Below are 23,833 nucleotides of genomic sequence, written 5' to 3'. Positions count from 1 at the left end.
CCCATGAACACCCGCCCCTTCCAGCAAGTCGACGTCTTCACCGCCACCCCCTGCCTGGGCAACCCGCTCGCCGTGGTGCTCGACGGCGAGGGCCTGAGCACCGAACAGATGCAGACCTTCACCGACTGGACCAACCTGTCGGAATGCACCTTCGTGCTGCCGCCCACGCAGGCCGGCGCCGACTACCGCGTGCGCATCTTCTGCCCGGGGCGCGAGCTGCCCTTCGCCGGGCACCCGACCCTGGGCACGGCACACGCCTGGCTCAGCGCGGGCGGGCGGCCCCAGGGCGATGAGATCGTGCAGGAATGCGGCGTGGGCCTGGTGCGCATCCGCCGCGACGGCACGCGCCTGGCCTTCGCGGCCCCGCCCCGGCGCCGCGAGGGCCCGCTGGACGAGGCCGACGTGGCGCTCATCGCGCGCGGCCTGGGCATCGCGCGCGAGGACGTGCTGGCGCACAGCTGGTGCGACAACGGCCCGGGCTGGCGCGCCGTCATGCTGCGCAGCGCCGCGCAGGTGCTGGCGGTGAAGCCCGACGCCGCCGTGCTCGGCGGCCTCGACATCGGTGTGGTCGGGCCGCGCGGCAAGGTGGGCGTGGTCGGGCAACGCCCCGCCGACCCCGAGCTGGCGTTCGAGGTGCGGGCCTTCTTCCCCGGCAACAACGGCATCGCCGAAGACCCGGTGACCGGCAGCCTGAACGCCGCGCTGGCGCAGTGGTTGATCGGCGCGGGCCTGGCGCCCGAGCGCTACGTGGCCAGCCAGGGCACCGCGCTGCGCCGCGCCGGGCGCGTGCACATTCAGCGCGCCGCCGACGGCACCATCTGGGTCGGCGGCGAATCGGTCAGCTGCGTGCGGGGCACGGTGCTGCTGTGAACGCCGCGTTCGACCACCTCGTGGTCGCGGCCGCCACGCTGGCCGAGGGCGTGGACTGGTGCGAAAGCGCCCTGGGCCGCACGCCCGCGCCGGGCGGCGCTCACGCGCTGTTCGGCACGCACAACCGCCTGCTGCGGCTCGACGGAGCCGAGCGCGCCTACCTCGAGCTGCTGGCCATCAACCCGGCGGCCACACCCACGCGCGCAGCGCCACTGCGGCGCTGGTTCGACCTGGACGATCCCGCGCTGCGCGAGCGCCTGCGCGCCCGCGGCCCGCAGCCCATCCACTGGGTCGCGCGCGTCGACGACATCGAGGCCGCGCGCGCCGCCTGGCTGGCACAGGGCATCGACCCCGGGCCGGTGCTCACCGCCTCGCGCGAAACGCCGCGCGGCCTGCTGCAGTGGCGCATCACCGTGCGCGACGACGGCGCGCGCGGCTTCGACGGCCTGTTGCCCACCCTGATCCAGTGGGGTGGCATCCACCCGGTTGCCACCCTGCCCGCCAGCGGCCTGCAATTGCGCGGGCTGCAACTGGCCCATCCGCGTGCGGCGGCGCTGAACACGGCCCTGGACGCCATCGGCATGCGCCTTCGCGTGCGCGAGGGCGAGGCCCTGATCAGCGCCCACCTGCACGACGGCCGGCAGGACCTGGACCTGCTGGCCAAGCCCTAAACCCCCGTCCATGAGCATCGTCCTACCTACCCTTGCCTGCATCGAAAAAGCCGCCGCCACGGTCTACCGCTCCTTCGCCGCCACGCCGCAGTACCGCTGGGCCACGCTGAGCGCGCGCCTGGGCACCGCCTGCTGGATCAAGCACGAGAACCACACCCCCGTGGGCGCCTTCAAGATCCGCGGCGGCCTCACCTACTTCGAGCACCTCGCGCGGCGCGGCGCGCTGCCGCGCGAGGTCATCTCCGCCACGCGCGGCAACCACGGCCAGAGCGTGGCCTGGGCCGCGCGCGCGCACGGCGTGGCCTGCACCATCGTCGTGCCGCACGGCAACTCGGTGGAGAAGAACGCCGCCATGCGCAGCCTGGGCGCCACGCTGATCGAGCACGGCGACGAGTTCCAGGCCGCGCGCGAGCACGCCGGCGCGCTGGCGGCCGAGCGCGGCGCGCACATGGTGCCGAGCTTTCACGCCGACCTGCTGAGCGGCGTGGCAACCGCCTGGTGGGAGTTCCTGCGCGCCGTGCCCGAACTCGACGTGGCCTACGTGCCCATCGGTCTGGGCTCGGGCGCGTGCTCGGCCATCGCCGCCAAGCGCGCGCTGGGCCACCGCGTGCGCATCGTGGGCGTGGTGAGCAGCGGCGCCACCACCTACGCCGACTCGCTGGCCGCGGGCCGCGTGGTACCGGCACCGGTGAGCACGGTGCTGGCCGACGGCATGGCCTGCCGCGTGGCCGAGGCCGACGCGCTGCCCCTGCTGGCCGACGGCCTGGACCACGTGGTGCCGGTGAGCGACGAGGCCGTGGCCGAGGCCATGCGCGCGCTGTTCGCCGACACGCACAACGTGGCCGAGGGCGCTGGCGCCGCGGCCTTCGCGGCGGCCTGGCAGGAGCGCGAGCGCTTGCGCGGCCAGGCGGTGGGCGCCGTGCTCAGCGGCGGCAACGTGGACAGCGAGGCCTTCGCGCGGGTGCTGGACGGCGCGGCCTTCGCGCGCGAGCTCAGTCGCTCGACTTGACCAGCCGCGCCACGATCTCGCAGAACTGCTCGACGGCGTCGGTCTTGAAGACCACCTCGCGCACGCCGGCGGCGCGCGCCTCGGCCTGCAGCTCGTCGGTGATGTAGCCCGAGGCCACGGCCACCGTCAGCCGTGGCTCGATGGTCAGCGCCTCGCGCGCGACCTCCAGGCCCGACATGCCGGGCATGTTGTAGTCGGTCAGCAGCAGGGCGAACTCGCCGGGCTTGTCGCGCAGCGCGGCCAGGGCGTCGGCCTGCACCGACAGGGCCGTCACGCGGTAGCCGCGCCGCTCCAGCAGGCGCCGCACCAGGAAGACGAGCGTGTCGTCGTCGTCGAGGTAGAGGATGTGGGGGGCGGCCTCCGGCGAGGCCGGGGCGTCGGGTCGGGGCTGAGGATTTTCCACGGCGGGCATTGTGACGGGTTTGTCTTCGGCTGTCGCTTCGTCGGCGGGCAGGGGCGGCAGCCACAGCGTGATGGTGGTGCCCTTCTGGGGCGTGCTGCACACCTCGATGTGGCCGCCGTGCGCCTCCACGAGGCCCAGCACCACGGACAGGCCCAGGCCGGTGCCCTGGCCCACGGGCTTGGTGGTGAAGAAGGGCTCGAACATGCGGCGCTGCACCCGCTCGTCCATGCCACAGCCATCGTCGATCACGCGCAGCCGCAGCGCGGGCAGGCCCGCCGCCCGGCAGGCCTGGGCCAGCGCCGGCGGCAGCCGCGCCTGCGACACGGGCAGGCTGTCCAGCGCGACTTCGATGCGCCCGCCGGCCGCGGGCAGCGCGTGCAGCGCGTTGGTGCCCAGGTTCACCAGCACCTGCTGCAGCTGGGTGGCGTCGCCCGAAACCTCGGGCAGCGGCGGCACGATGGTCTGCACCAGTTGCACCTGCGAGGGCAGCGCCGCGCGCAGCAGCGCGCAGGACTCCACCACCACCGCGGCCAGCGGCACGCGCGCGCGCGCCAGCGGCTGCTGGCGGCTGAACGTCAGGATCTGGCGCACCAGTTCGCGTCCGCGCCGCGCGGCGGTGCTGATCTCGCCCAGGCTTTCGTGCGCCCGCGCCTTGGCCGGCAGGTCCTCGCGCGCGAGGTCGGCGTTGCCCAGGATGGCGGTCAGGATGTTGTTGAAGTCGTGCGCCACGCCCCCGGCCAGCGTGCCCAGGGCCTGCATCTTCTGCGACTGCGACAACCGCGCCTCCAGCGCCTTCTGCTCCGACTGCGCGTCCTTCATGGCGGTGATGTCGATGAAGGTCAGGACCACGCGGCGCAGGCCACCCTGCGAATCGTTCTCGGGATAGCCGCTGCACAGCGCCCAGCGCAGGCGCGCGCCGCCATCGATCGGCAGGCCCACCACCACGTCGCGCACTGGCTGGCCGGTGATGAGCACGCGCTCGAAGGGCCGGTCGTGGCGCCGCAGCGGCTGGCCGTTCTCGTCCAGCATGAGCCAGCTCTCGTAGCTCGGCTCAGGCACCACGCCGTCCGCGCCCACCGCGCTCCAGGTGAGGAAGCGCCGCGCCGCGGTGTTCATGCGCCACAGCGTGTGGTCGGGGTGAAAGACCATCACGCCCGCGTCCAGGTTGTCCACCAGGCGCTGCAGGTCGGCTTCGCGCTGTCGCTGCACGGCGCGCGCGGCCTGGGCCTCGTCGCGCAGGCGCAGCATCAACAGGCACTGGAAGGCCAGCACGCACAGCAGGTAGGCGATCAGGAAGCAGAAGGTGAGCAGCGCCACCGAGGGCAAAAAGGGCCAGCGCAGCACCACCGCGATCAGCGCATAGCCCAGCAGGAGGGCCACCTGCAGCCACAGCACGCTTTCCAGTGCGCGGAACTCCGTCGGCGCCGGCCAGGGGCGGTGGGCGCGCGCGTCGCCGATCATGAGCAGCAACAGGGCGACGTTGGTGCCCAGCCACAGCAGCTGGCGCGCGGGCAGGCTGTCGACGACCTCGATGAAAAACACGTTCACCGGCCACTGCACGAGCAACAGCAGCAACACGCCGGTCACCACGCGGCGCACCGACAGGCCCAGGTAGGCGCGGAAGCCCACCCACAGCAGCGCGAAGGTGAGCGAGAACAGCAGGTTGCTCAGCGGCATGCCCACCCAGCCGGGCAGCAGCGGGCGCGCCATCATGGCCGCCGCGGCGCTGGTGTGCGTGAGGCAGGCCAGCGCCCACCAGCCCAGGCCGCCCACGTGGCGCAGGCGCCGGTGCTGGGCCCAGAAGGCCAGGCCGATGACCACGTCGATGCCCGTCCACACCGCCAACAGCGTGGGCAGGTGAAACCACATGAGTTCGGGGATACCGGTGGCCATCGAAGGAAGGGGAACGCAGACCGGGCGCCGGCGACGCCTTTGGGAAGAAGGGCCGATTGCAGCACGCGCCCCCGCGCGCGGCGCCCGGATAAGCGGCACGAAAACGGTGCAAACCGCTCCCCCCGCGCGCGCCGCGCGGCAGATGGTGCGCTTTCGCACAGGTGACAGCCAGGGCCGGGTCCAGTCGCTGCCGGGACAAAAGCCGCCGCGGCCCGCCACCCAGAATCGCGCCATGGGAACGCTTTACCTCGTGCGACACGGCCAGGCCTCGTTCGGCGCCGCCGACTACGACCAGCTCAGCGAGCTGGGGCGGCGCCAGTCGCTGCGCCTGGGCCGCTACTGGGCCGAGCGCGGGCTGGGCCTCGACGCCGTGATCACCGGTTCGCTGCGGCGCCACCAGCAGACCTGGGCCGGCATCGCCGAAGGCGCCGGGCTGGCGCTGCAGCCGCTGGTGATGCCAGGCCTGAACGAGTACGACGCGGATGCGGTGATCCGCTGCGTGCACCCGCAGCCGCTGCCCAGGCCCGACACGCCCGAGCAGTACCGCCAGCATTTCCGCCTGCTGCGCGACGGCCTGACGCAGTGGATGGCGGGCACCGTGAGCCCGCAGGGCATGCCCAGCTACGACGGCTTCGCGCGCGGCGTGGCCGAGGCGCTGACGCACGTGCGCGGCGCGCACCATGGGAAGAACGTGCTGATCGTGTCCAGCGGGGGACCCATCGCCACCGCCGTGGGCCAGGTGCTGGGACTGAGCCCGGAGGCCAGCATCGAGCTGAACCTGCGCATTCGCAACAGCGCCGTGACCGAGCTGCAGTTCACGCCCAAGCGGCACAGCCTGCTGACCTACAACACGCTGCCGCACCTGGACGGCGCGGAGTACAGGGACTGGGTCACGTACGCCTGAGGTGTTTGCCGACCGCTGCTTCCGAGCTCGCGCCGACGGATGGCCTCTCGCGGTGGCCTCCCGCGAAGACCCCGCACCGACGGCTGGCGTGGGCCGGAGAACGGGCCCCCGCACCGTCGGCCCATGCGAAGCAGAGGCCCGCCACCCCCACCAACCAGCCGGCCCGCCAGATCAGGCCCCCCGAAGCGTGTCCCCTGGCAACTGGTCCATCTCCACCAGCAAGCGGGCCAACGCCCGCCCCGCCGCGTCGAGCAACGCACGGCCATTCTCCGCCGTGGCCGCGGCCGCATTGCCCGCCGCGCCCACCGGGTTGAGGTCCTGCGCCTGCCAGGCGAACTTCGCGCTGCGGCCGTTGCCCAGAATCTCGAAGCGCTGGGCGCGCTGCTCGCTGCTGGAGGCGAAGTTGCGCGCCAGCTCCATGCGCACCCGCCCCGGGTTGAGCACCCGCATGAGCGCGGTCTCGACCTCGCCCGCGTGCGCGCCGAAGCGCTGCTCGTGCGCGGAAAAGCGCGCGTTCACGTCCTGGCCATGGGCGTCGAGCAGCGGCAGCTGGAACCAGCTCGTGCTCACCACCAGCAGGCCCCGGCGCGCGCGCAGGTCGCGCGCCACGGGGTCCAGCAGGCCCACCTGGCCGCCGTGCGTATTGAAGATCAGCAGCTTCTTCACGCCCGCGTCGGCCACGCACTCGGCCAGCTCGGTCCACAGGCGCATCAGCGTGTCGGCCTTGAGCGTGAGCGTGCCCGCGAAGGCCGTGTGCTCGGGCGAGAACCCCACCGCCTGCAGCGGCAGGAACAGCGCGGGCAGATCGGCCGGCAGGTGCCCCTGTGCGGCCTCGATCACGCCGCGCGCGATGTCGGCATCCACCGACAGCGGCAGGTGCGGCCCGTGCTGTTCGGTGGCGGCCACGGGCAGCACGGCGATGGCGCGCCCGCGGTCGAGCGCAGCGAACTCGGCGCTGCCGAGGTCTTGCCAGTAACGCGAGGAGGGGGTGGCGGCGGACATCGCCCGATCTTACGGGCGCCGCCGCCCGCGGTTCAGCGGTAGAGCCAGCGGCGCGACCACGGCAGCTCCGCCGCCAGCCGGCCCGAGGGACGGCACAGCACCTGGAACAGCGCGATCTCGTCGTGCTCGAAGGCCCAGGCACAGCCAGCGAGGTAGACGCGCCAGATGCGCCAGGTCTTTTCGTCCACCATGGCGCGCAGCGCCGCGGCCTTGGCCTCGAAGCGCTCGCTCCACAGCCCGCAGGTGCGCGCGTAGTGGCGGCGCAGGTTTTCGATGTCGAAGGCCTCCAGGCCGCCCTCCTGCAGGGTGCGCAGCACGGTGGCGATGTGCGGCAGCTCGCCGTGAGGAAATACGTAGCGCTCGATGAAGCTGCCGCCGCCGTTGGCTGTCTCGCCGTCGTTGGCGTCGGTGCTGGTGATGCCGTGGTTCATGGCCCAGCCATCGGGCTTGAGCAGCTTTCGGATCTGCTGGAAGTACGGCACCAGGTGCTCCAGGCCCACGTGCTCGAACATGCCCACGCTGGTGATGCGGTCGAAGGGGCCGTCGGCGATGTCGCGGTAGTCCTGCAGGCGGATGTCGATGCGGTCCTGCAGGCCGGCGCGGCGCACGCGCTCGGTGGCCAGCTCGAACTGGTTCTTCGACAGCGTCACGCCCACGCAGTGCGCGCCGAAGCGTTCGGCCGCGCGCAGCACCAGCGCGCCCCAGCCGCAGCCGATGTCGAGCAGGCGCTGGCCCGGCCGCAACTGGACCTTGCGCAGGATGTGGTCGATCTTCTTCTCCTGCGCCTCGTCCAGGCTTTCGTCGCCGTTCTCGAAGTAGGCGCAGGAATAGACCATGTTGCGGTCCAGCCACTCGCCATAGAAGGCGTTGGAGACGTCGTAGTGGTACTGGATGGCCTCGGAATCGGTCTCGCGCGTGTGCCGGAAGCTGCGCTTGATGCGTCCCATCAGGCCGCTCTCGGGCTGGGCGTGGTTGGCCAGGCCGTGCGCCGCCGCCAGCACGTCGCCCAGCGAGCCATCGACGTCGATCAGGCCTTCCACATAGGCGCGGCCCAGGGTGTCGAGGTTGGGGTCGATCAGCAGCGGCAGCCCGCTCGCGTCCTTCACGCGGATGGTGACCTGGGGGCGCTCGAAGCGGCCCAGGTCGATCGGCTCGCCGCCGTCGCGCCAGTACAGCCGCACCGGCAGGTTGACCTTGTCTTGCATGCGCCGTGCCCAGGGCATCAGCGCCATTTCCACGATTGCTCCCATGCAGGACCCCTCCAATGGTGGTATTGACGTCAAGCCAGTCCCGGTTTTACCGAAAAAACCGGCGCCGTGAACCGCCGATGACAAATCGACACCGGTCGCGGATGGGCAAAGGCCGTGCCCGGCAAAGGCCCCGGCGGAACTCGGGTGCCACCGCCCGCTCCTACCCGACGCGCGCAAGCGCCCGACAATCCCTCCCGTCATGACCCTGCCCCTATCCCTGGCCGCACGCGCGCGGCGCCTCCTGTTCGCCGCCCTGGGTGGCCTGGCCCTGAGCCTGCCCGTCGCCGCGCCGGCCCAGAACCTGGGCGCCATCATGAACGCGGCCCCGGCCGGCGTATTCCAATCGGATCAAACAAGGGCCGAGCTGCTGGCCCACGCGCCCGACGGCGCCGGCCCCGGGCGCACGGTCTGGCTGGGCCTGCGCCTGGACCACGCCCCGCACTGGCACACCTACTGGAAAAACCCCGGCGACTCGGGCCTGCCCACCGAGCTGCGCTGGACCCTGCCCGAGGGGGTGAGCGCGGGCGAGATTCACTGGCCCACGCCGCGCAAGTTCCCCATCGGCACCCTGGCCAACTACGGCTACGACGGCACGGTGGTGCTGCCCGTCCCGCTGAAGGTGAGCGACAACTTCCGTGGCAATGCCCTGGACGTCAAGCTGCAGGCGAGCTGGCTCGTCTGCCGCCAGGAATGCATCCCCGAAGAGGCCAGCTTCTCCCTGAGCCTGCCGGTCCAGGGCGGCAGCGCCGGGCACGGCGATCTGTTCGCCGCCATGCGCGAGGCCCGGCCACGCGAGCAGCCCGCCGGCGCCAGCCAGCTCGTGCCCGAGGACGGCTTCCTGCGCGTGGCGCTCGACGGCCTGCCCGCCGCCTGGCGCGGCCGCGACCTGGAGTTCTTCCCCGAACTCGGCGGCGTGATCGAACCTGGCGCGGCCTGGACCCAGGCCTGGGACGGCGCGCGCTGGACGGCACGCGTGCCGCTTTCGCCGCAGCGCTTCGACAGCCCGGCCAGCATGGACCTGGTGGTGGCACCGGCCCGGCCCGCCGGCGAGGGCCCGGGCGAGCCCGGCGCGCGCCTGGCCGCCGTGCCGGTGAACGGCGGCTGGCCGGCCGCCGCCCCGCTGCCCACGGCCACCGTGCCCGACGCCCTGCAGGCCGCGCTGGACGCCAATGCCGCGCGCGCCTCGGCGGCCTCGCCCGGCGGCGCCACACCGGCCAGCGCGCTGACCCTGGGCGCGGCCCTGCTGGGTGCGCTCATCGGCGGCCTGATCCTCAACCTCATGCCTTGCGTGTTCCCGGTGCTGGCCATCAAGGTGACGGGCTTCGCCCAGCACGGTGGCGACGCGCGCGCGCACCGCGCCCATGGCCTGGCCTACACGGCGGGCGTGGTGCTGTCCTTCCTGGCGCTGGGCGGCCTGCTGCTGGCCCTGCGCGCGGCCGGCGAACAGCTCGGCTGGGGCTTCCAGCTGCAGAGCCCGGCCGTGGTGGCCGCGCTGGCCACGCTGTTCACCCTCATCGGCCTGAACCTCGCCGGCCTGTTCGAGTTCGGCAACGTGCTGCCCAGCCGCGTGGCCACGCTGCAGGCCCGCCACCCCACGGCCGACGCCTTCCTCACCGGTGTGCTGGCCACGGCCGTGGCCTCGCCGTGCACCGCGCCGTTCATGGGCGCCTCGCTGGGCCTGGCCATCGCCCTGCCGACGCCGCAGGCCCTGCTGATCTTCGGTGTGCTGGGCCTGGGCATGGCCCTGCCCTACCTGCTGGCCAGCGCCGTGCCCGCCGTGGCGCGCGCCCTGCCGCGCCCGGGACCCTGGATGCAGCGCTTCAAGCAGTTCATGGCCTTCCCCATGTTCGCCACCGTGGTCTGGCTGCTGTGGGTGCTGGGCCAGCAGAGCGGCATCGACGGCGCGGCCGCGCTGCTCATGCTGCTGGTGGCGCTGGCGCTGGCCATCTGGTCCCTGGGCCTGCGCGGCCGGGGGCGGGTGGTGATGGGCGGCCTGTCGCTGGCGGCGCTGCTGGCGCTGGCCCTGGGCATCGGCCCCAGCGTGCTGCGCGCGCCGGAGGAAGCCGCCGCCGCGCGCACCGACACCGGCGTGGCCGGCCTGGCCTGGGAGACCTGGAGCCCGCAGCGCCAGGCCGAGTTGCTGGCGCAGGGCCGCCCGGTGTTCGTCGACTTCACGGCGGCCTGGTGCGTCACCTGCCAGTACAACAAGCGCACCACGCTGGCCGATGAGCGCGTGTTGGCCGACGCCGCCGGCAAGAACGTGGCGCTGCTGCGTGCCGACTGGACGCGCCGCGACCCCACGGTGACGCAGGCCCTGGCCGGGCTGGGCCGCAATGGCGTGCCGGTGTACGCGCTCTACAAAACCGGTCAGCCGGTGCAGGTGCTGACCGAGGTGCTGCGCGTGGACGAGGTCCGCGCGGCGCTGGCGGCGCTCTGAGCGGCGGCTGTTTCGCTCCCAGACCTCGCGCTGACGACGGGCGAGGTCGGATTCCATCGGCCCAGCACTCGAAGGGTGTTTGGTTTTCGTTGGCTGGCCTGTCCGTCTCGGGGACGGCGGTGTGGGTGCCCGGGCGGTCGCCCGCGAGCGTGGGCCGGAGAACGGGCACCCACACCGGCGCCCCATGCGACGCAGAAGCCAGAAGGCAAGGCAAAGGGCAAGGACCCAGCCAAGCAAGAAGCCCACCCCATCCGTCCCCCGGCCCCCCAAGGGGATAATCCCCCGGCCTTTACATACCCCCGCCCGGCATCCAGAGACCCCATGCCCTTTGCCCCCCTGAAGAACGACAGCTTCCTGCGCGCCTGCCTGCGCCAGTCCACGGCCCACACCCCCGTGTGGCTCATGCGCCAGGCCGGCCGCTACCTGCCCGAGTACCGCGCCACGCGCGCCCAGGCCGGCAGCTTCATGGGCCTGGCCACCAACGTCGACCACGCCACCGAGGTCACCCTGCAGCCGCTGGAACGCTACCCGCTCGACGCCGCCATCCTCTTCTCCGACATCCTCACCGTGCCCGACGCCATGGGCCTGGGCCTGTCCTTCGCGATCGGCGAGGGACCCAAGTTCGAAAAGACCGTGCGCACCGAGGCCGACGTCGCCGCGCTGGCCGTGCCCGACATGGACAAGCTGCGCTACGTCTTCGACGCCGTCACCTCCATCCGCAGAGCCCTGGACGGCCGCGTGCCCCTGATCGGCTTTTCCGGCAGCCCCTGGACCCTGGCCTGCTACATGGTCGAAGGCGGTGGCTCCGATGACTACCGCCTGGTCAAGTCGCTCATGTACTCGCGGCCCGACCTGATGCACCGCATCCTCGCCACCAACGCCGACGCCGTGGCCGTCTACCTGAACGCACAGATCGAGGCCGGCGCGCAGGCGGTGATGATCTTCGACAGCTGGGGCGGCGTGCTCGCCGACGGCGCCTTCCAGGCCTTCAGCCTCGCCTACACGAAACGCGTGCTCTCGCAACTGAAGCGCGAGCACGAGGGCGCCACCATCCCACGCATCGTCTTCACCAAAGGCGGCGGGCTGTGGCTGGACGACATGAAGCCGCTCGACTGCGAGGTGCTGGGCCTGGACTGGACCGTCTCGCTGGCCCGCGCGCGCGCGCAGGTGGGCGAAGGTCCCGGGGCCAAGGCCCTGCAAGGCAACATCGACCCCAACGTGCTGTTCGCCCCGCCCGCGGCCATCGAGGCCGAGGTGGTCAAGGTGCTGGAGAGCTTCGGCCGCCCGCACACCGGCCCGGGCACCGGCCCCACGCACATCTTCAACCTGGGCCACGGCATCAGCCAGCACACCCCGCCCGAGCACGTGAGCGCGCTGGTCGACGCCGTGCATTCGCATTCGCGCCGGCTGCGCCAGACGGCCTGATGGCGCGGCGGAACACGCTCCCATTTCAGGAGTGCGACGACCGGCGGCCCCGTGTCATCACCCGGTCATCGCGGCCCACTTAGCACAAAAAGGGCCACAAAAAGTGCTTGACAGGCGCCAGTTATGCACAAAATTTGTGCTGCGGTGCGCCATCCCTCAGCAGCCCCCTGCGGCGCGGGCACGCCCCAGGGAGAATTCCGTAAGCCATTGATTCATAAGCGCTTTGTCCGCTGCCTTTTTTTGAGGCAGTTTAAGCAAAGCCTTGATTTGCAAGGGCTGCGAGCCCACAGGGGCAGACTATCAACAAAGTTATCCACAGAAGCTTTGGATATGTCCGCCAAGGCTTTTACATCAAGCACTTAGCGCCGATTTCGCCGACGAACGTGAGGAACTACCGCTAAACATGTGTCACTGGCCCGCCGTGGTCGTGGCCACCCCCGCGCACAGCGGGGTGGGCGACGCCCTGAGCTACCGCAGCGAACGCGCCCTGGCGCCCGGCACGCTGGTGCGCGTGCCCCTGGGCGCGCGCGAGGTCCTGGGCATCGTGTGGCGCAACGACGACGCGCCGCCCGAGGGCCTGGCCGAGGGGCAGGCGCGCGACGTGGCCCAGGTGCTGGACGCCCTGCCCCCGCTGGACGCCGCCTGGCGAGACCTGGTGGGCTTCGCGGCGCGCTACTACCAGCGGGCCCTGGGCGAGGTGGCCCTGGCCGCGCTGCCGCCGCCACTGCGCGAACTGGACCCGAGCCAGCTGGCGCGCCGGCTCAAGCGCCCCGCGCGCGCCGCGCCGGCCGCCGTGGACCCCGACAGCGCCCGCGCGCTCACGCCGGAGCAGGCCGCCGCGCTGGAGGCCCTGTCCGCCGCCGACACCGCCCCCGCCCTGCTGTTCGGCGCCACCGGCAGCGGCAAGACCGAGGTCTATCTGCAGGGCACCGCGCGCACGCTGGCGGCCGACCCCAGCGCCCAGGCCCTGATTCTGGTACCGGAGATCAACCTCACGCCCCAGCTCGAGGCGCGTTTTCGCGCCCGCTTTGGCGACGAGGCCGTGGTCTGCCTGCACAGCGGCATGACGCCCGCGCAGCGCCTGGCGGCCTGGATCGCCGCGCACACCGGGCGCGCGCGCATCGTGCTGGGCACGCGGCTGGCGGTGTTCGCCAGCCTGCCCGGCCTGCGGCTGGTCGTGGTCGACGAGGAGCACGACCCCAGCTACAAGAGCCAGGACGGCGCGCGCTACTCGGCGCGCGACCTCGCCATCTACCGCGGCAAATTGCAGAACGCGCGCGTGCTGCTGGGCTCGGCCACGCCCTCGCTGGAGAGCTGGCACGCCAGCGAGCAGGGACGCTACCGGCGCCTGGCCATGGCCGCGCGCATCGGCGGCGGCTCGCTGCCGCGCCTGCGCCTGGTCGACATGAACCACCAGCCCAAGGGCGCGCTGATCGCGCCGCCGCTGCTGGCGGCCATGGGCGAGCGCATCGCGCGCGGCGAGCAGTGCCTGGTGCTGATCAACCGGCGCGGCTACGCGCCCGTGCTCGCCTGCCACGCCTGCGGCTGGAAAAGCGGCTGCCCGCACTGCAGCGCCTACCGCGTCTTCCACAAGCTGGACCGCACCCTGCGCTGCCACCACTGCGGCTTCACCCAGCGCGTGCCTCGCGCCTGCCCGGACTGCGGCAACCTCGACATCGAGCCCGTGGGGCGCGGCACCGAGCAGGTGGAGGAGCAACTCGCCGGCCTGCTGGCGGACGTGAAGCGCCCCGACGGCGGCCCGGTGCGCGTGGCGCGCATGGACGCCGACACCACCAAGGCCAAGGGCAGCCTGGAAGCGCAGCTGGCCGCCCTGCACGCCGGCGAGGTGGACGTGCTGGTGGGCACGCAGATGATCGCCAAGGGGCACGACTTCCGCCGCATCACCCTGGTGGCGGCCGTGCAGCCCGACGCCGCGCTGTTCGCGGCCGACCACCGCGCGCCCGAGCGCCTGTTCGCGCTGCTCATGCAGGCCGGCGGGCGCGCCGGGCGCGACGCCGCGCACAGCGGCGCGGCCGAGCTCTGGGTGCAGACCTGGAACCCCGAACACCCGCTGTTCGCGCACCTGCGCACGCACGACTTCGCCGCCTTCGCCAGCGGCGAGCTGGCCGAGCGCGAAGCGGCCGGCATGCCGCCCTTCGCCCACCAGGCGCTGCTGCGCGCCGATGCGCGCACGCAGGAGGCCGCGCAGGCCTTCCTGAACGCGGCCGCCGCCGCCACGCAGGACCTGCCGCACCGCGAGGCGGTGACGCTGTTCCCGGCGGTGCCGCTCACCATCCAGCGCGTGGCCAATGTGGAACGCGCGCAGCTGCTGGTGGAAAGCCCCTCGCGCGCGGCGCTGCAGCGCTTCCTGGCCGCCTGGCAGCCGGTGCTGCTGCAATGCCGCGGCCTGCCCGAGGCACGCGGCCTGATCCGCTTCGCGGTGGACGTGGACCCGCTGTCCCTATGAGCCGGCGAGCGCCTCCAGCGGCGCAATGGTGCACAGGGCCTCCACCGTCATCACCACGTCGCGGATCTTGAACGGCTGCAGCAGCAGCCGGCGGATGCCCAGGGCCTTGAGGCGCTGCACCACCTCGGCGTTGGCGCTCGCGGCCATCACCGCCACCGGCATCTCCGGCCGCGCCTCGCGCAGCCGCGCGACCAGGGCCAGCGCGGCCTCGCCCTCGGCCAGCGAGATCAGCAGCGCCGCCATGCGCTGCGCCTGCAGCATCTGCTGGCCGATGGCCAGGCTGGCGGCCTGGTGCACCTGGGCCAGGTCCAGGCCGCGGCAGACGCTCGTGACGGTGCTGCGCACCATGCGGTCCGGCTCGATCAACAGCAGCTGCGGCAGGTTGCCCTGCACGGTGGTGACGGTCATGAGGCGACCTCCTCGCGGCGCACCAGCTCATCGACCACCAGATCGCGCAGCGAGCACAGGATGCTCAGGCCCAGCCGGTCGATCCGTCGCGGCCGGCGGTCCATGATGCACAGCGTGCCCACCGCCGGCCCCCAGGGCATGCGCAGCACCGCGCCCGCGTAGAAGCGGATCCAGGGCGGGCCCACCACCTGGGGGTTGTCGCGGAAACGCTCGTCCTTGAGCGCGTCGGGCACCACCAGGGTCTGGCGCTCCAGGATGGCGTGGCCGCAGAAGGACACGTCGCGCGGGGTCTCGCGCTGGTCCAGGCCGAAGTTGGACTTGAACCACTCGCGGTCGCGGTCCACGAAGGAGACGGTGGCCATGGGCACGTCGAACTCGTTCATGGCAAAACGCGTCAGCCGATCGAAGCGCTCCTCGGCCGGCGTGTCGAGCAGCAGCAATTCGCGCAGCGCCTGCAGGCGGATGTCCTCGTCGCTGGGGATAGGGGCGGTGATCATGGCGCAATCCCGGGCACGGACGAAGTGCCCATGCCCGGGATATCGGCCGCCCGCGCCGGGGCTTGAGCCCGGCGCACCGGCCTCAGGCCAGGTCGAAACGGTCCAGGTTCATCACCTTGACCCAGGCGGCCACGAAGTCCTTGACGAACTTGTCCTTGCCGTCGGCGCTGGCGTAGACCTCGGCCAGGGCGCGCAGCACCGAGTGGGAGCCGAACACCAGGTCGACGCGGCTGCCGGTCCACTTCACCGCGCCCGTCTTGCGGTCGCGGCCCTCGAAGTGCTCGCCCGCCGGCCCCCAGGCCGTGGCCATGTCGAGCAGGTTGACGAAGAAGTCGTTCGTCAGCGTGCCCGGCCTGGCGGTGAGCACGCCGAGCTTGCCGCCGTCGAAGTTGGCGCCCAGCACGCGCAGGCCGCCGACCAGCGCCGTCATTTCCGGCGCGGTGAGCGTGAGCAGCTGGGCCTTGTCGACCAGCAGGTGCTCGGCCGGCACCTCGGAGCGGGCCTTGAGGTAGTTGCGGAAGCCGTCGGCAAACGGCTCCAGGTACGAGAAGGACTCGACGTCGGTCTGCTCGGCCGTGGCGTCCACGCGGCCCGGCGCGAAGGGCACCTCCAGCGGGGTGCCGGCGGCCTTGGCGGCCAGCTCGATGCCCACGCCGCCGGCCAGCACGATCACGTCGGCCAGCGAGAGCTTGCCGCTGGCTTTCTGGATGGCCTCCAGCTTGGGCAGGGTCTTGGCCGCGACGGCATTGACGGCCCAGTCCTTCTGCGGCGCCAGGCGGATGCGCGCGCCGTTGGCGCCGCCGCGCTTGTCCCCACCGCGGAAGGTGGAGGCCGAGGCCCAGGCCGTGGCCACCAGGTCGGACACGGCAATGCCCGCGGCGGCGATCCTGGCCTTGGCGTCGGCGATGTCGGCCGCCGTGGGCTTGTGCGTGGGCGCCGGCAGCGGGTCCTGCCAGATCAGGTCTTCCTTCGGCACCTCGGGGCCCAGGTAGCGCGACTTCGGCCCCAGGTCGCGGTGCGTCAGCTTGAACCAGGCGCGCGCGTAGGCGTCGGCGAAAGCCTGCGGGTCGTTGAGGAACTTGCGCGAGATCTTCTCGTAGGCCGGATCGAAGCGCAGCGACAGGTCGGTCGTCAGCATGGTGGGCTTGCGCTTGGGCGAGTCGGGCGTGGGGCCGGGGATGATGGCCTCGGCGTCCTTGGCCTCCCACTGGATGGCGCCGGCCGGGCTCTTGGTCTTCACCCACTCGTACTTGAAGAGGAACTGGAAGAAGTCGTTGCTCCAGCGCACCGGGGTGCTGGTCCAGGTGACCTCCAGCCCCGAGGTGATGGTGTCCTTGCCCTTGCCGCTGCCGAACTTGTTCTCCCAGCCGAAGCCCTGGGCCTCCAGCGCGGCGGCCTCAGGCTCGAGGCCGACGTTGCTGGCCGGTCCCGCGCCGTGGGTCTTGCCCAGCGTGTGGCCGCCGGCGATCAGCGCCACGGTTTCCTCGTCGTCCATGGCCATGCGCTTGAAGGTTTCGCGGATGTCCTTGGCCGCCGCGAGCGGATCGCCGTTGCCGTCCGGGCCTTCGGGGTTGACGTAGATCAGGCCCATCTGCACGGCGCCCAGCGGGTTCTCCAGGTCGCGCTCGCCGGGCTTGTTGTGCGAATAGCGGCTGTTGGGCGTGCCACTGCCGGCCAGCCAGGTGGTCTCCTTGCCCCAGTACACGTCCTGATCGGGCTCCCACACGTCCTCGCGGCCGGCGGCGAAGCCGAAGGTGCGGAAACCCGAGTTCTCCAGGGCCACGTTGCCGGCCAGGACCATCAGGTCGCCCCAGGAGATCTTCTGGCCGTATTTCTGCTTGATGGGCCACAACAGGCGGCGGGCCTTGTCCAGGCTCACGTTGTCGGGCCAGGAGTTCAGCGGCGCGAAGCGCTGCTGGCCGCGCCCGGCGCCGCCGCGGCCGTCGCCCACGCGGTAGGTGCCGGCCGCATGCCAGGCCATGCGCACCATCAGGCCCGCGTAGTTGCCGAAGTCGGCCGGCCACCAGTCCTGCGAGTCCGTCATCAGTCGGTTGAGATCGGCCTTGAGGGCCTTGTAGTCGAGCTTCTTGAATTCCTCGGCGTAGTTGAAGGCGGCGCCCAGGGGGTTGGACCGGTTGGAGTGCTGGTTCAGCAGGTCCAGGCGCAGCTGGTTGGGCCACCAGTCCTTGTTGGACGTGCCGCCGCCAGCGGCGGGGTGGAAGGGGCACTTGGCTTCTGACATCGTGGTCTCCTGGTGGGGGTTGGTGTGGGTCGCGCGCAGCGGCAATGAGCTCAGTGCGCCAGCGGCAGGCAGGCGAGGCGCTCGATCCACTGCGCGAAGGCGCTGCCTGGCGAAGGGGTGGTGCTCATGGTGCAACTCCTGGAAGCGACCGAGGCATTCTGGTCAGGCCGCTGGACCAAGTCCACCTAATAGATTGAATGTTATCGATAGTTCATGGCTATCGATGACTGCCTGCCGCCCGGGGCGCCGCTTCAGGTCAGCAGCGTGACGGCGCCCGAGAACGTGAGGAAGGCCGCCGCGGTGGTGACCAGGATGATGCGGGCGATGCGCCCGTTGTCGGCGCCAAAGCGCTCGGCCAGCAACGAGACGTTGCTGGCGCTGGGCAGGGCCGCGGTGAGCACCATCACCGTGAGCGCGGCCGTGGACAGGCCCAGGCCCAGGCGGATCGCCACCAGGCCCGTGCCCAGCACCAGCAGCGGGTGCACGACGAGCTTCATCACCGCCACCGGCAGGTAGTCGCTGGTGGGCATGGGGTGGTTGGCCGTCATCTGCGCGCGCGCCAGCACCGCGCCGATGGTGAACAGCGCCACCGGCGAGGCCGCGTCGGCCAGCAGCCAGACGGTCTTCTCCACCGGCACCGGCAAGCGGAAGGCCCAGGCCGAGGCCACGCCACCCAGGCCGATGGCCCAGGGCATGGGATTGGTGAGCACGCCGCGCAGCGCCTTGCGCGCGGCGCCGAACACGGCGGCGCGGCCGCTGCCGCCGGCCCCGTCAAGGCGCGACAGCGCGATGCACAGCGAGCTGGTGACCACCATGTCCACCACCATGGTGAGGATCACCGTGCCGGCGGCCAAATCGCCCAGCAGGGCCACGATGAGGGGCACGCCCATGAAGCCCGAGTTGGGAAAGGCGGCCACCAGCGCGCCGAAGGCGGCGTCGTTCCAGCGGATGCGCGGGTTCAGCGTGAAGGCGATGGTGGCCGCCACCACCAGCAGCCCGCACAGCAGGTACAGGCCGGCGACGCGGGCGTCCAACAGCTGCGCGATCGGCGTGGTGGAGCCGAAGCGGTACAGCATGCAGGGCAGCGCAAAGAACAGCACGAAGCCGTTGAGCCCGGGAATGGCCTCCAGCGGCAGCAGGCGCCGCCGCGCGGCCAGGTAGCCGGCGAGCACGAGCGCGAAGAAGGGAAAGGTGACCAGCAGGACGTGCAGCACGGGCGGGATTGTGTCAGCCCCCCGGCGGGCCGCGGTTGGGGCTGACCCGGGCGCGACACCCCTGGCCGCTATGATCCCCCGCTTTGCCTCGCTGCCTCCCATGTCCGCCGGTCTGAACCTCGCCCAGCTTGAAGCCGTGAACCACCTGGGTGGGCCCTGTCTGGTGCTGGCGGGGGCCGGGTCGGGCAAGACGCGCGTGATCACGCACAAGATCGCGCGGCTGATCCAGGCCGGGCTCGAGGCCAACCGCATCGCGGCCATCACCTTCACCAACAAGGCCGCGGCCGAGATGCGCGAGCGCGCCGGCCACCTGGTCGGGCGCGAGGCCAAGAAGGTGCTGGTGTGCACCTTCCACGCCCTGGGCGTGCGCCTGCTGCGCGAGGACGGCGAGGTGCTGGGCCTGAAGAAGCAGTTCAGCATCCTCGACACCGACGACATCACCAGCCTGCTCAAGGACTGCGGCACCACCACCGACGCCGCCACCGCGCGCCAGTGGCAGTGGACCATCAGCGCCTGGAAGAGCGCCGGCCTGAACGGCGCCGCCGCACTGGCCCAGGCGCGCGACGAGCACGAGCGCACCACGGCGCTGATCATGCAGCGCTACGAGGAGCGCCTGGTGGCCTACCAGGCGGTGGACTTCGACGACCTCATCGCCCTGCCGCTCAAGCTGCTGGGCGAGCACGCCGAGGTGCGCGAGAAGTGGCAGAAGAAGATGGGCCACGTGCTGGTAGACGAATACCAGGACACCAACGCCACGCAGTACGAGCTGCTCAAGCTGCTGGTGGGCGAGCGCGCGCGCTTCACCGCCGTGGGCGACGACGACCAGTCCATCTACGGCTGGCGCGGCGCCACGCTGGACAACCTCAAGCGCCTGCCGCAGGACTTCCCCGAACTCAAGGTCATCAAGCTGGAGCAGAACTACCGCTCCACCAGCGCCATCCTGCGCGCGGCCAACAACGTCATCGGCCCCAACCCCAAGCTCTTCCCCAAGACGCTGTGGAGCGAACTGGGCGAGGGCGAGCCGGTGCGCGTGGTGGACGCCGACAACGAGGAGCACGAGGCCGAGCGCGCGGTGGCGCGCATCCAGAGCCTGCGCGCCAGCTCCCCCCACAAGGAGTGGCGCGACTTCGCCATCCTCTACCGCGCCAACCACCAGGCGCGCACCTTCGAGCAGTCATTGCGCCGCGCACAGATCCCGTACAAGGTGTCGGGCGGCCAGAGCTTCTTCGACAAGGCCGAGATCCGCGATCTCTGCGCCTGGCTGCGCCTGCTCACCAACAACAACGACGACCCGGCCTTCCTGCGCTCGGCCACCACGCCCAAGCGCGGCATCGGCCACACCACGCTGCAGCAGCTGGGCAACTTCGCCACGCAGTACAAGCTGAGCCTGTTCGAGGCCCTGTTCTCGCACTCGCTGCCCAGCGCGGTGTCCAACCGCGCCATCGGCGCGCTGCACGAGTTCGGCCGCCAGGTGAACGACCTCGAGTACCGCGCGCGGCACACCGTCGGGCACGAGGCGGCGCGCAGCTTCCTCACCGAATGGCTCAAGGACATCGGCTACGAGCAGCACCTGTACGACAACGAGGACAACGACAAGGTGGCCGCCGCGCGCTGGACCAACGTGATGGAGTTCTGCGACTGGGTGGCCGGGCGCTGCGGCGGAAAGATCGAGGACGAGGGCGGCACCACCACCGAGACCGAACGCAAGACCCTGCTCGAGGTCGTGCAGACCATCGCGCTGATCTCCACCTTGTCCGAGCGCGAGCAGGACCAGAACGTGGTGACGCTGTCCACCCTGCACGCGTCCAAGGGCCTGGAATGGCCGCACGTGACACTGGCCGGCGTGAACGAAGGCCTGCTGCCGTTCAAGGTGGACGACGACGAGCTGAGCGGTGAGGTGCAGCAGCAGCGCATCCAGGAGGAGCGCCGGCTGATGTACGTGGGCATCACGCGCGCGCAGCGCACGCTGGCCGTGAGCTGGCTCAAGCGCCGCAAGAAGGGCCGCGAAAGCGTGCCCGGCGCGGCCAGCCGCTTCATCGCCGAGATGGCGCTGGACAAGGCCACCGTGAAGGAAGACCCGCGCGAAAAGCTCAAGGCCCTGCGCGCGGAGTTCGCCAAGCGCGCGCAGGACGGCAGCGCCGAACAGAAGGCGACGGCCTGATGCGGCGCGCGCTGACCGCCATCGCGCTGGGCCTGCTGCCGGCCTGGGCGGCCGCGCAGGCCCCGGCCACCTGCACCGTGCCCGACCAGCTGCCGCCGGCGCGCCTGAGCGGCGAGTGGAGCGCCCGCTTCTGGGACGAGGGCGGATCGCCCGAGCGCCCGAGCGACAGCGGCGTGCTGCACCTGGAGCGCCACCCCGAATACGGGGGCAGCGTGCGCGGGGAGCTGCGGCGCGGCACCGGCGAGCGGGTGCGCCGCTCCATCGTGTCGGGCGACGTCACCGACGGCGAGTTCCACTTCGACGAGTCCGACGACGGCGTCGGCATGGCGGCGGTGTGGAGCGGCGTGGCCGAGGACTGCGGCGGACGCCTGAGCATCACCGGCACGCGCCGCCCCAGCGAGACCGCCCGCGCGCCCGAGCCGGTGCTGCGGTTCCGCCTGGACAAGGCCCCGGGCTGGCGCTGAGGCCCCGGGCCGCCTCAGGCGGTCCGACCCATCAGACCACGCCCTGCGCCAGCATGGCGTCGGCCACCTTCACGAAGCCGGCGATGTTGGCGCCGTCGATGTAGCTCACGCGGCCATCGGCGCGGCGGCCGTGCCGCACGCAGGCCGTGTGGATGCCCTGCATGATCTGCAGCAGGCGGCCGTCGACCTCGTCGCGCGGCCAGGACAGGCGCAGCGCGTTCTGGCTCATCTCCAGGCCCGAGGTGGCCACGCCGCCCGCGTTGCTGGCCTTGCCCGGCGCGAACAGCACGCCCGCGGCCTCGAAGGCGGTGGCCGCGGCGATGGTCGAGGGCATGTTGGCGCCCTCGGCCACGCACTTCACGCCATTGGCGATCAGCGTGGCGGCGTCGTGCTCGTCCAGCTCGTTCTGCGTGGCGCAGGGCAGGGCCACGTCCACCGGCACATGCCAGGGGCGCTTGCCGGCCTCGAAGTGCGCGCCGGTGCGCTCGGCGTAGTCGCTGACGCGGCCGAAGTGGTGGTTCTTCACGTCCATCAGCACGGCCAGCTTGTCGGGCGAGAAGCCGTCCTCGTCGACGATGGTGCCGCTGGAGTCGGACACGGTGACCACCTTGGCGCCCAGGGCCATGGCCTTCTCCACCGCGTACTGGGCCACGTTGCCCGAACCCGACACCGACACGCGCATGCCCTGGAAGGACATGCCGCGCGTCTTGAGCATCTCCTCGGCGAAGTACACCGTGCCGTAGCCCGTGGCCTCCGGGCGGATCAGCGAGCCGCCGTAGCTCAGGCCCTTGCCGGTGAACACGCAGTCGGCGCGGTTGCTGAGTTTCTTGGCCATGCCGGCCATGAAGCCCACCTCGCGCCCGCCCACGCCGATGTCGCCGGCCGGCACGTCGGTGTCCGAGCCGACGTGGCGGAACAGCTCGCTCACGAAGGCCTGGCAGAAGCGCATCACCTCGCCCGGGCTGCGGCCCTTGGGATCGAAGTCGGAACCACCCTTGCCACCGCCCATGGGCAGGGTGGTGAGCGCGTTCTTGAAGGTCTGCTCGAAGGCCAGGAACTTCAGCACCGACAGGTTGACCGAGGGGTGGAAGCGCAGGCCGCCCTTGTACGGGCCGATGGCCATGCTGTGCTGGATGCGGTAGCCGCGGTTGACCTGCACCTGGCCGTGGTCGTCGACCCAGGACACGCGAAACATCACCACCCGCTCGGGCTCCACCAGGCGTTCCAGCAGGCTGTGCTCGGCGTATTTGGGGTGCTGGGCGATGAAGGGCCATAGGCTCTCCATCACCTCGGTCACGGCCTGAAGGAACTCAGGCTGGCCAGGGTTGCGCTCGGCGACGGTGTGCAGGAACTGCTCGGCGGACGTGTACTTCACGGTGATTCCAAAATGGTGCGTTGGATAGAAAAACGCACCATTTTGCATTGACCGCGCACCCCGTCCCGAGGGGCCAAGCCCCCAGGAGGGCGCCAGGGCCGCCCAATCTGGGGCGTTCACCCCCCCTTGGCGGACCACTGGAGCGGCCCCCTTGCCCACCGAACAGGCAGCCGGCGGCTACCTCGCCGCCGCCCGCCGGGGCACCCCGCCACGCTGGCGCAGCAGCGCCAGGAAGGCCGCCCCCGCCGGCGACAGCGACTGCCCCTTGCGCTGGTAGACGAAGTACTCGCGCTGCACCGCCGGCCCGCGCAGCGGCACGAAGCGCACGCCGAAGTTGTCGGCGAAGGAGCGCGCGTACTCCGGCGCCACCAGCACGCCCCGGCCGTGCCCGGCCAGCGCCAGCGCGGTGGTGAGAAAGCCGACGTCGCTCACCGTGTTGAGCGCGAAGTCGTGGCCGTGCGCGTGCAGGCTGCGCTCCAGGTAGCGATTGAATTCATTGGAGTAGCCGATCCAGCGCTCCTCGCGCAGGTCCTTCCACGGCACGCTCGCGCGCCCGTAGGCCGGGTGCCCCTGGGGACAGACGAAGCGCAGCGGCACGTTCATGAGGAAGCTGCGCGTCACGTCGTCGCCGCTCGGGCGGTCGGGGCCGATGCCCAGTTCCACCGCGCCGTGGCGCACGGTGTCCACCACGTCGTCGGCCACCGCGTCCTTCAGGCGCACGCTGATCTGCGGGTGCTGCTCGCCAAACTCGCCAAGGATGGAGGCGACCCAGGTGCAGGCCATCATCTGCGAGGTGGCCACGCGCAGGAAACCGCGCCGCAGCGCGCGGATCTCGGAGGCGCCGTCCACCACCTGTCGCACGTCTTCCAGGATGCGCTGCGCCAGCGGCAGCAGGTTGCGCCCCGCCTCGGTGAGCGTGATCGCCGTGCGGCCCCGGTCGAAGAGCTGCAGGTGCAGTTCCTGTTCGAGCTGCTGCACCAGCATGCTCACCGCCGACTGCGTGAGGTTGAGCTGGCGCGCCGCGCCCGTGAAGCTGCCGCTGTGCGTGACGGCGGCGAAGGCGCGCATCTGGCGCAGGCTGATGTTCATGGCGTGTCCCGCGATCGATGCCGGTGCATCCGCCGCGCGCGTGCACCACCAT

At 71.7% G+C, this 23,833-nt stretch carries 18 protein-coding genes; 9 read left to right on the top strand and 9 right to left on the bottom strand.

All coding sequences use genetic code 11. The features are described 5' to 3' along the window. The first annotated feature begins 3 nt into the window (after positions 1–3). Genes DY262_RS08905 through DY262_RS08895 form a run of 3 tightly spaced genes read left to right on the top strand, consistent with a single transcriptional unit; the run spans position 4 to position 2,550 of the window. The gene (locus DY262_RS08905; protein WP_116958583.1) at positions 4–870 is read left to right on the top strand and encodes a PhzF family phenazine biosynthesis protein; all 867 of its coding nucleotides are present in this window, start codon (positions 4–6) and stop codon (positions 868–870) included. Continuing rightward, positions 867–1,541, top strand: a complete 675-nt coding sequence (locus tag DY262_RS08900; RefSeq protein ID WP_116958582.1) for a VOC family protein — start codon at positions 867–869, stop codon at positions 1,539–1,541. Before DY262_RS08905 ends, DY262_RS08900 begins: the two co-directional genes overlap by 4 nt. A gap of 10 nt (positions 1,542–1,551) precedes the next feature. Next, positions 1,552–2,550: a threonine dehydratase gene (locus tag DY262_RS08895; RefSeq protein ID WP_116958581.1), complete on the top strand. Its 999-nt coding sequence runs from the start codon at positions 1,552–1,554 to the stop codon at positions 2,548–2,550. On the opposite strand, the gene DY262_RS08890 is transcribed toward DY262_RS08895, so the two are convergent. After that, positions 2,534–4,846, bottom strand: a complete 2,313-nt coding sequence (locus tag DY262_RS08890; protein WP_181936458.1) for a hybrid sensor histidine kinase/response regulator — start codon at positions 4,844–4,846, stop codon at positions 2,534–2,536. The two genes, DY262_RS08895 and DY262_RS08890, sit on opposite strands and share 17 nt — an antisense overlap. A 232-nt stretch (positions 4,847–5,078) precedes the next feature. Between DY262_RS08890 and DY262_RS08885 the strand changes: the two genes are divergently transcribed. After that, positions 5,079–5,750 carry a histidine phosphatase family protein gene (locus DY262_RS08885; protein ID WP_116958579.1) on the top strand — a complete coding sequence of 224 codons (672 nt, stop codon included), beginning with the start codon at positions 5,079–5,081 and terminating at the stop codon, positions 5,748–5,750. A 171-nt stretch (positions 5,751–5,921) separates the two neighbouring features. Here the strand turns inward: DY262_RS08885 and DY262_RS08880 are convergent, their stop codons facing one another. Both DY262_RS08880 and DY262_RS08875 read right to left on the bottom strand, forming a co-directional pair. Further along, positions 5,922–6,752 carry a creatininase family protein gene (locus tag DY262_RS08880; protein WP_116958578.1) on the bottom strand — a complete coding sequence of 277 codons (831 nt, stop codon included), beginning with the start codon at positions 6,750–6,752 and terminating at the stop codon, positions 5,922–5,924. Positions 6,753–6,784: 32 nt separating this feature from the next. Next, positions 6,785–8,002 carry an SAM-dependent methyltransferase gene (locus DY262_RS08875; RefSeq protein WP_116958577.1) on the bottom strand — a complete coding sequence of 406 codons (1,218 nt, stop codon included), beginning with the start codon at positions 8,000–8,002 and terminating at the stop codon, positions 6,785–6,787. A 199-nt stretch (positions 8,003–8,201) separates the two neighbouring features. On the opposite strand from DY262_RS08875, the gene DY262_RS08870 reads away from it, so the two are divergent. From DY262_RS08870 to priA, 3 genes are all read left to right on the top strand, one after another. Continuing rightward, positions 8,202–10,439 carry a protein-disulfide reductase DsbD family protein gene (locus DY262_RS08870; protein WP_116958576.1) on the top strand — a complete coding sequence of 746 codons (2,238 nt, stop codon included), beginning with the start codon at positions 8,202–8,204 and terminating at the stop codon, positions 10,437–10,439. A gap of 321 nt (positions 10,440–10,760) precedes the next feature. After that, the gene (hemE, locus tag DY262_RS08865; protein ID WP_116958575.1) at positions 10,761–11,864 is read left to right on the top strand and encodes a uroporphyrinogen decarboxylase; all 1,104 of its coding nucleotides are present in this window, start codon (positions 10,761–10,763) and stop codon (positions 11,862–11,864) included. A 403-nt stretch (positions 11,865–12,267) separates the two neighbouring features. After that, positions 12,268–14,331, top strand: coding sequence for a replication restart helicase PriA (gene priA, locus DY262_RS08860; protein WP_116958574.1), 2,064 nt, complete (start codon positions 12,268–12,270; stop codon positions 14,329–14,331). Here the strand turns inward: priA and DY262_RS08855 are convergent. The 4 genes from DY262_RS08855 to DY262_RS08840 all read right to left on the bottom strand — a co-directional run bounded on the left by DY262_RS08855 (position 14,326) and on the right by DY262_RS08840 (position 18,692). Next, complete coding sequence (locus DY262_RS08855) at positions 14,326–14,739, bottom strand: response regulator (RefSeq protein WP_116958573.1); 414 nt, start codon at positions 14,737–14,739, stop codon at positions 14,326–14,328. The genes priA and DY262_RS08855 overlap by 6 nt on opposite strands. Then, positions 14,736–15,236 (bottom strand): GAF domain-containing protein, encoded by a 501-nt coding sequence (locus DY262_RS08850; RefSeq protein ID WP_116958572.1) that lies wholly within the window; start codon positions 15,234–15,236, stop codon positions 14,736–14,738. Before DY262_RS08850 ends, DY262_RS08855 begins: the two co-directional genes overlap by 4 nt. An 82-nt stretch (positions 15,237–15,318) precedes the next feature. Then, positions 15,319–17,478, bottom strand: coding sequence for a catalase/peroxidase HPI (gene katG, locus DY262_RS08845; protein WP_116958571.1), 2,160 nt, complete (start codon positions 17,476–17,478; stop codon positions 15,319–15,321). 251 nt (positions 17,479–17,729) lie between these two features. After that, entirely contained in the window at positions 17,730–18,692 is a 963-nt protein-coding gene (locus DY262_RS08840) for an AEC family transporter (protein ID WP_116958570.1), read from the bottom strand. A gap of 100 nt (positions 18,693–18,792) precedes the next feature. Here DY262_RS08840 and DY262_RS08835 point away from each other — a divergent pair, with 100 nt between their 5' ends. Next, positions 18,793–20,853: an ATP-dependent helicase gene (locus DY262_RS08835; RefSeq protein WP_116958569.1), complete on the top strand. Its 2,061-nt coding sequence runs from the start codon at positions 18,793–18,795 to the stop codon at positions 20,851–20,853. Further along, positions 20,853–21,317: a hypothetical protein gene (locus tag DY262_RS08830; protein WP_116958568.1), complete on the top strand. Its 465-nt coding sequence runs from the start codon at positions 20,853–20,855 to the stop codon at positions 21,315–21,317. The genes DY262_RS08835 and DY262_RS08830 overlap by 1 nt, the downstream gene beginning before the upstream one ends. Before the next feature lie 31 nt (positions 21,318–21,348). Here DY262_RS08830 and gdhA read toward each other — a convergent pair whose 3' ends face one another. Both gdhA and DY262_RS08820 read right to left on the bottom strand, forming a co-directional pair. After that, positions 21,349–22,692: an NADP-specific glutamate dehydrogenase gene (gene gdhA / locus DY262_RS08825; protein ID WP_116958567.1), complete on the bottom strand. Its 1,344-nt coding sequence runs from the start codon at positions 22,690–22,692 to the stop codon at positions 21,349–21,351. Between the two features lie 177 nt (positions 22,693–22,869). After that, positions 22,870–23,781, bottom strand: coding sequence for a LysR family transcriptional regulator (locus tag DY262_RS08820; RefSeq protein WP_116958566.1), 912 nt, complete (start codon positions 23,779–23,781; stop codon positions 22,870–22,872). Positions 23,782–23,833 lie beyond the last annotated feature (52 nt).

The organism is Hydrogenophaga borbori, from assembly GCF_003417535.1.
Lineage (GTDB): Bacteria > Pseudomonadota > Gammaproteobacteria > Burkholderiales > Burkholderiaceae_C > Hydrogenophaga > Hydrogenophaga borbori.
The sequence above is the reverse complement of the archived record's forward strand: the minus strand, read 5'-3'. Positions and strand labels throughout refer to the sequence as shown.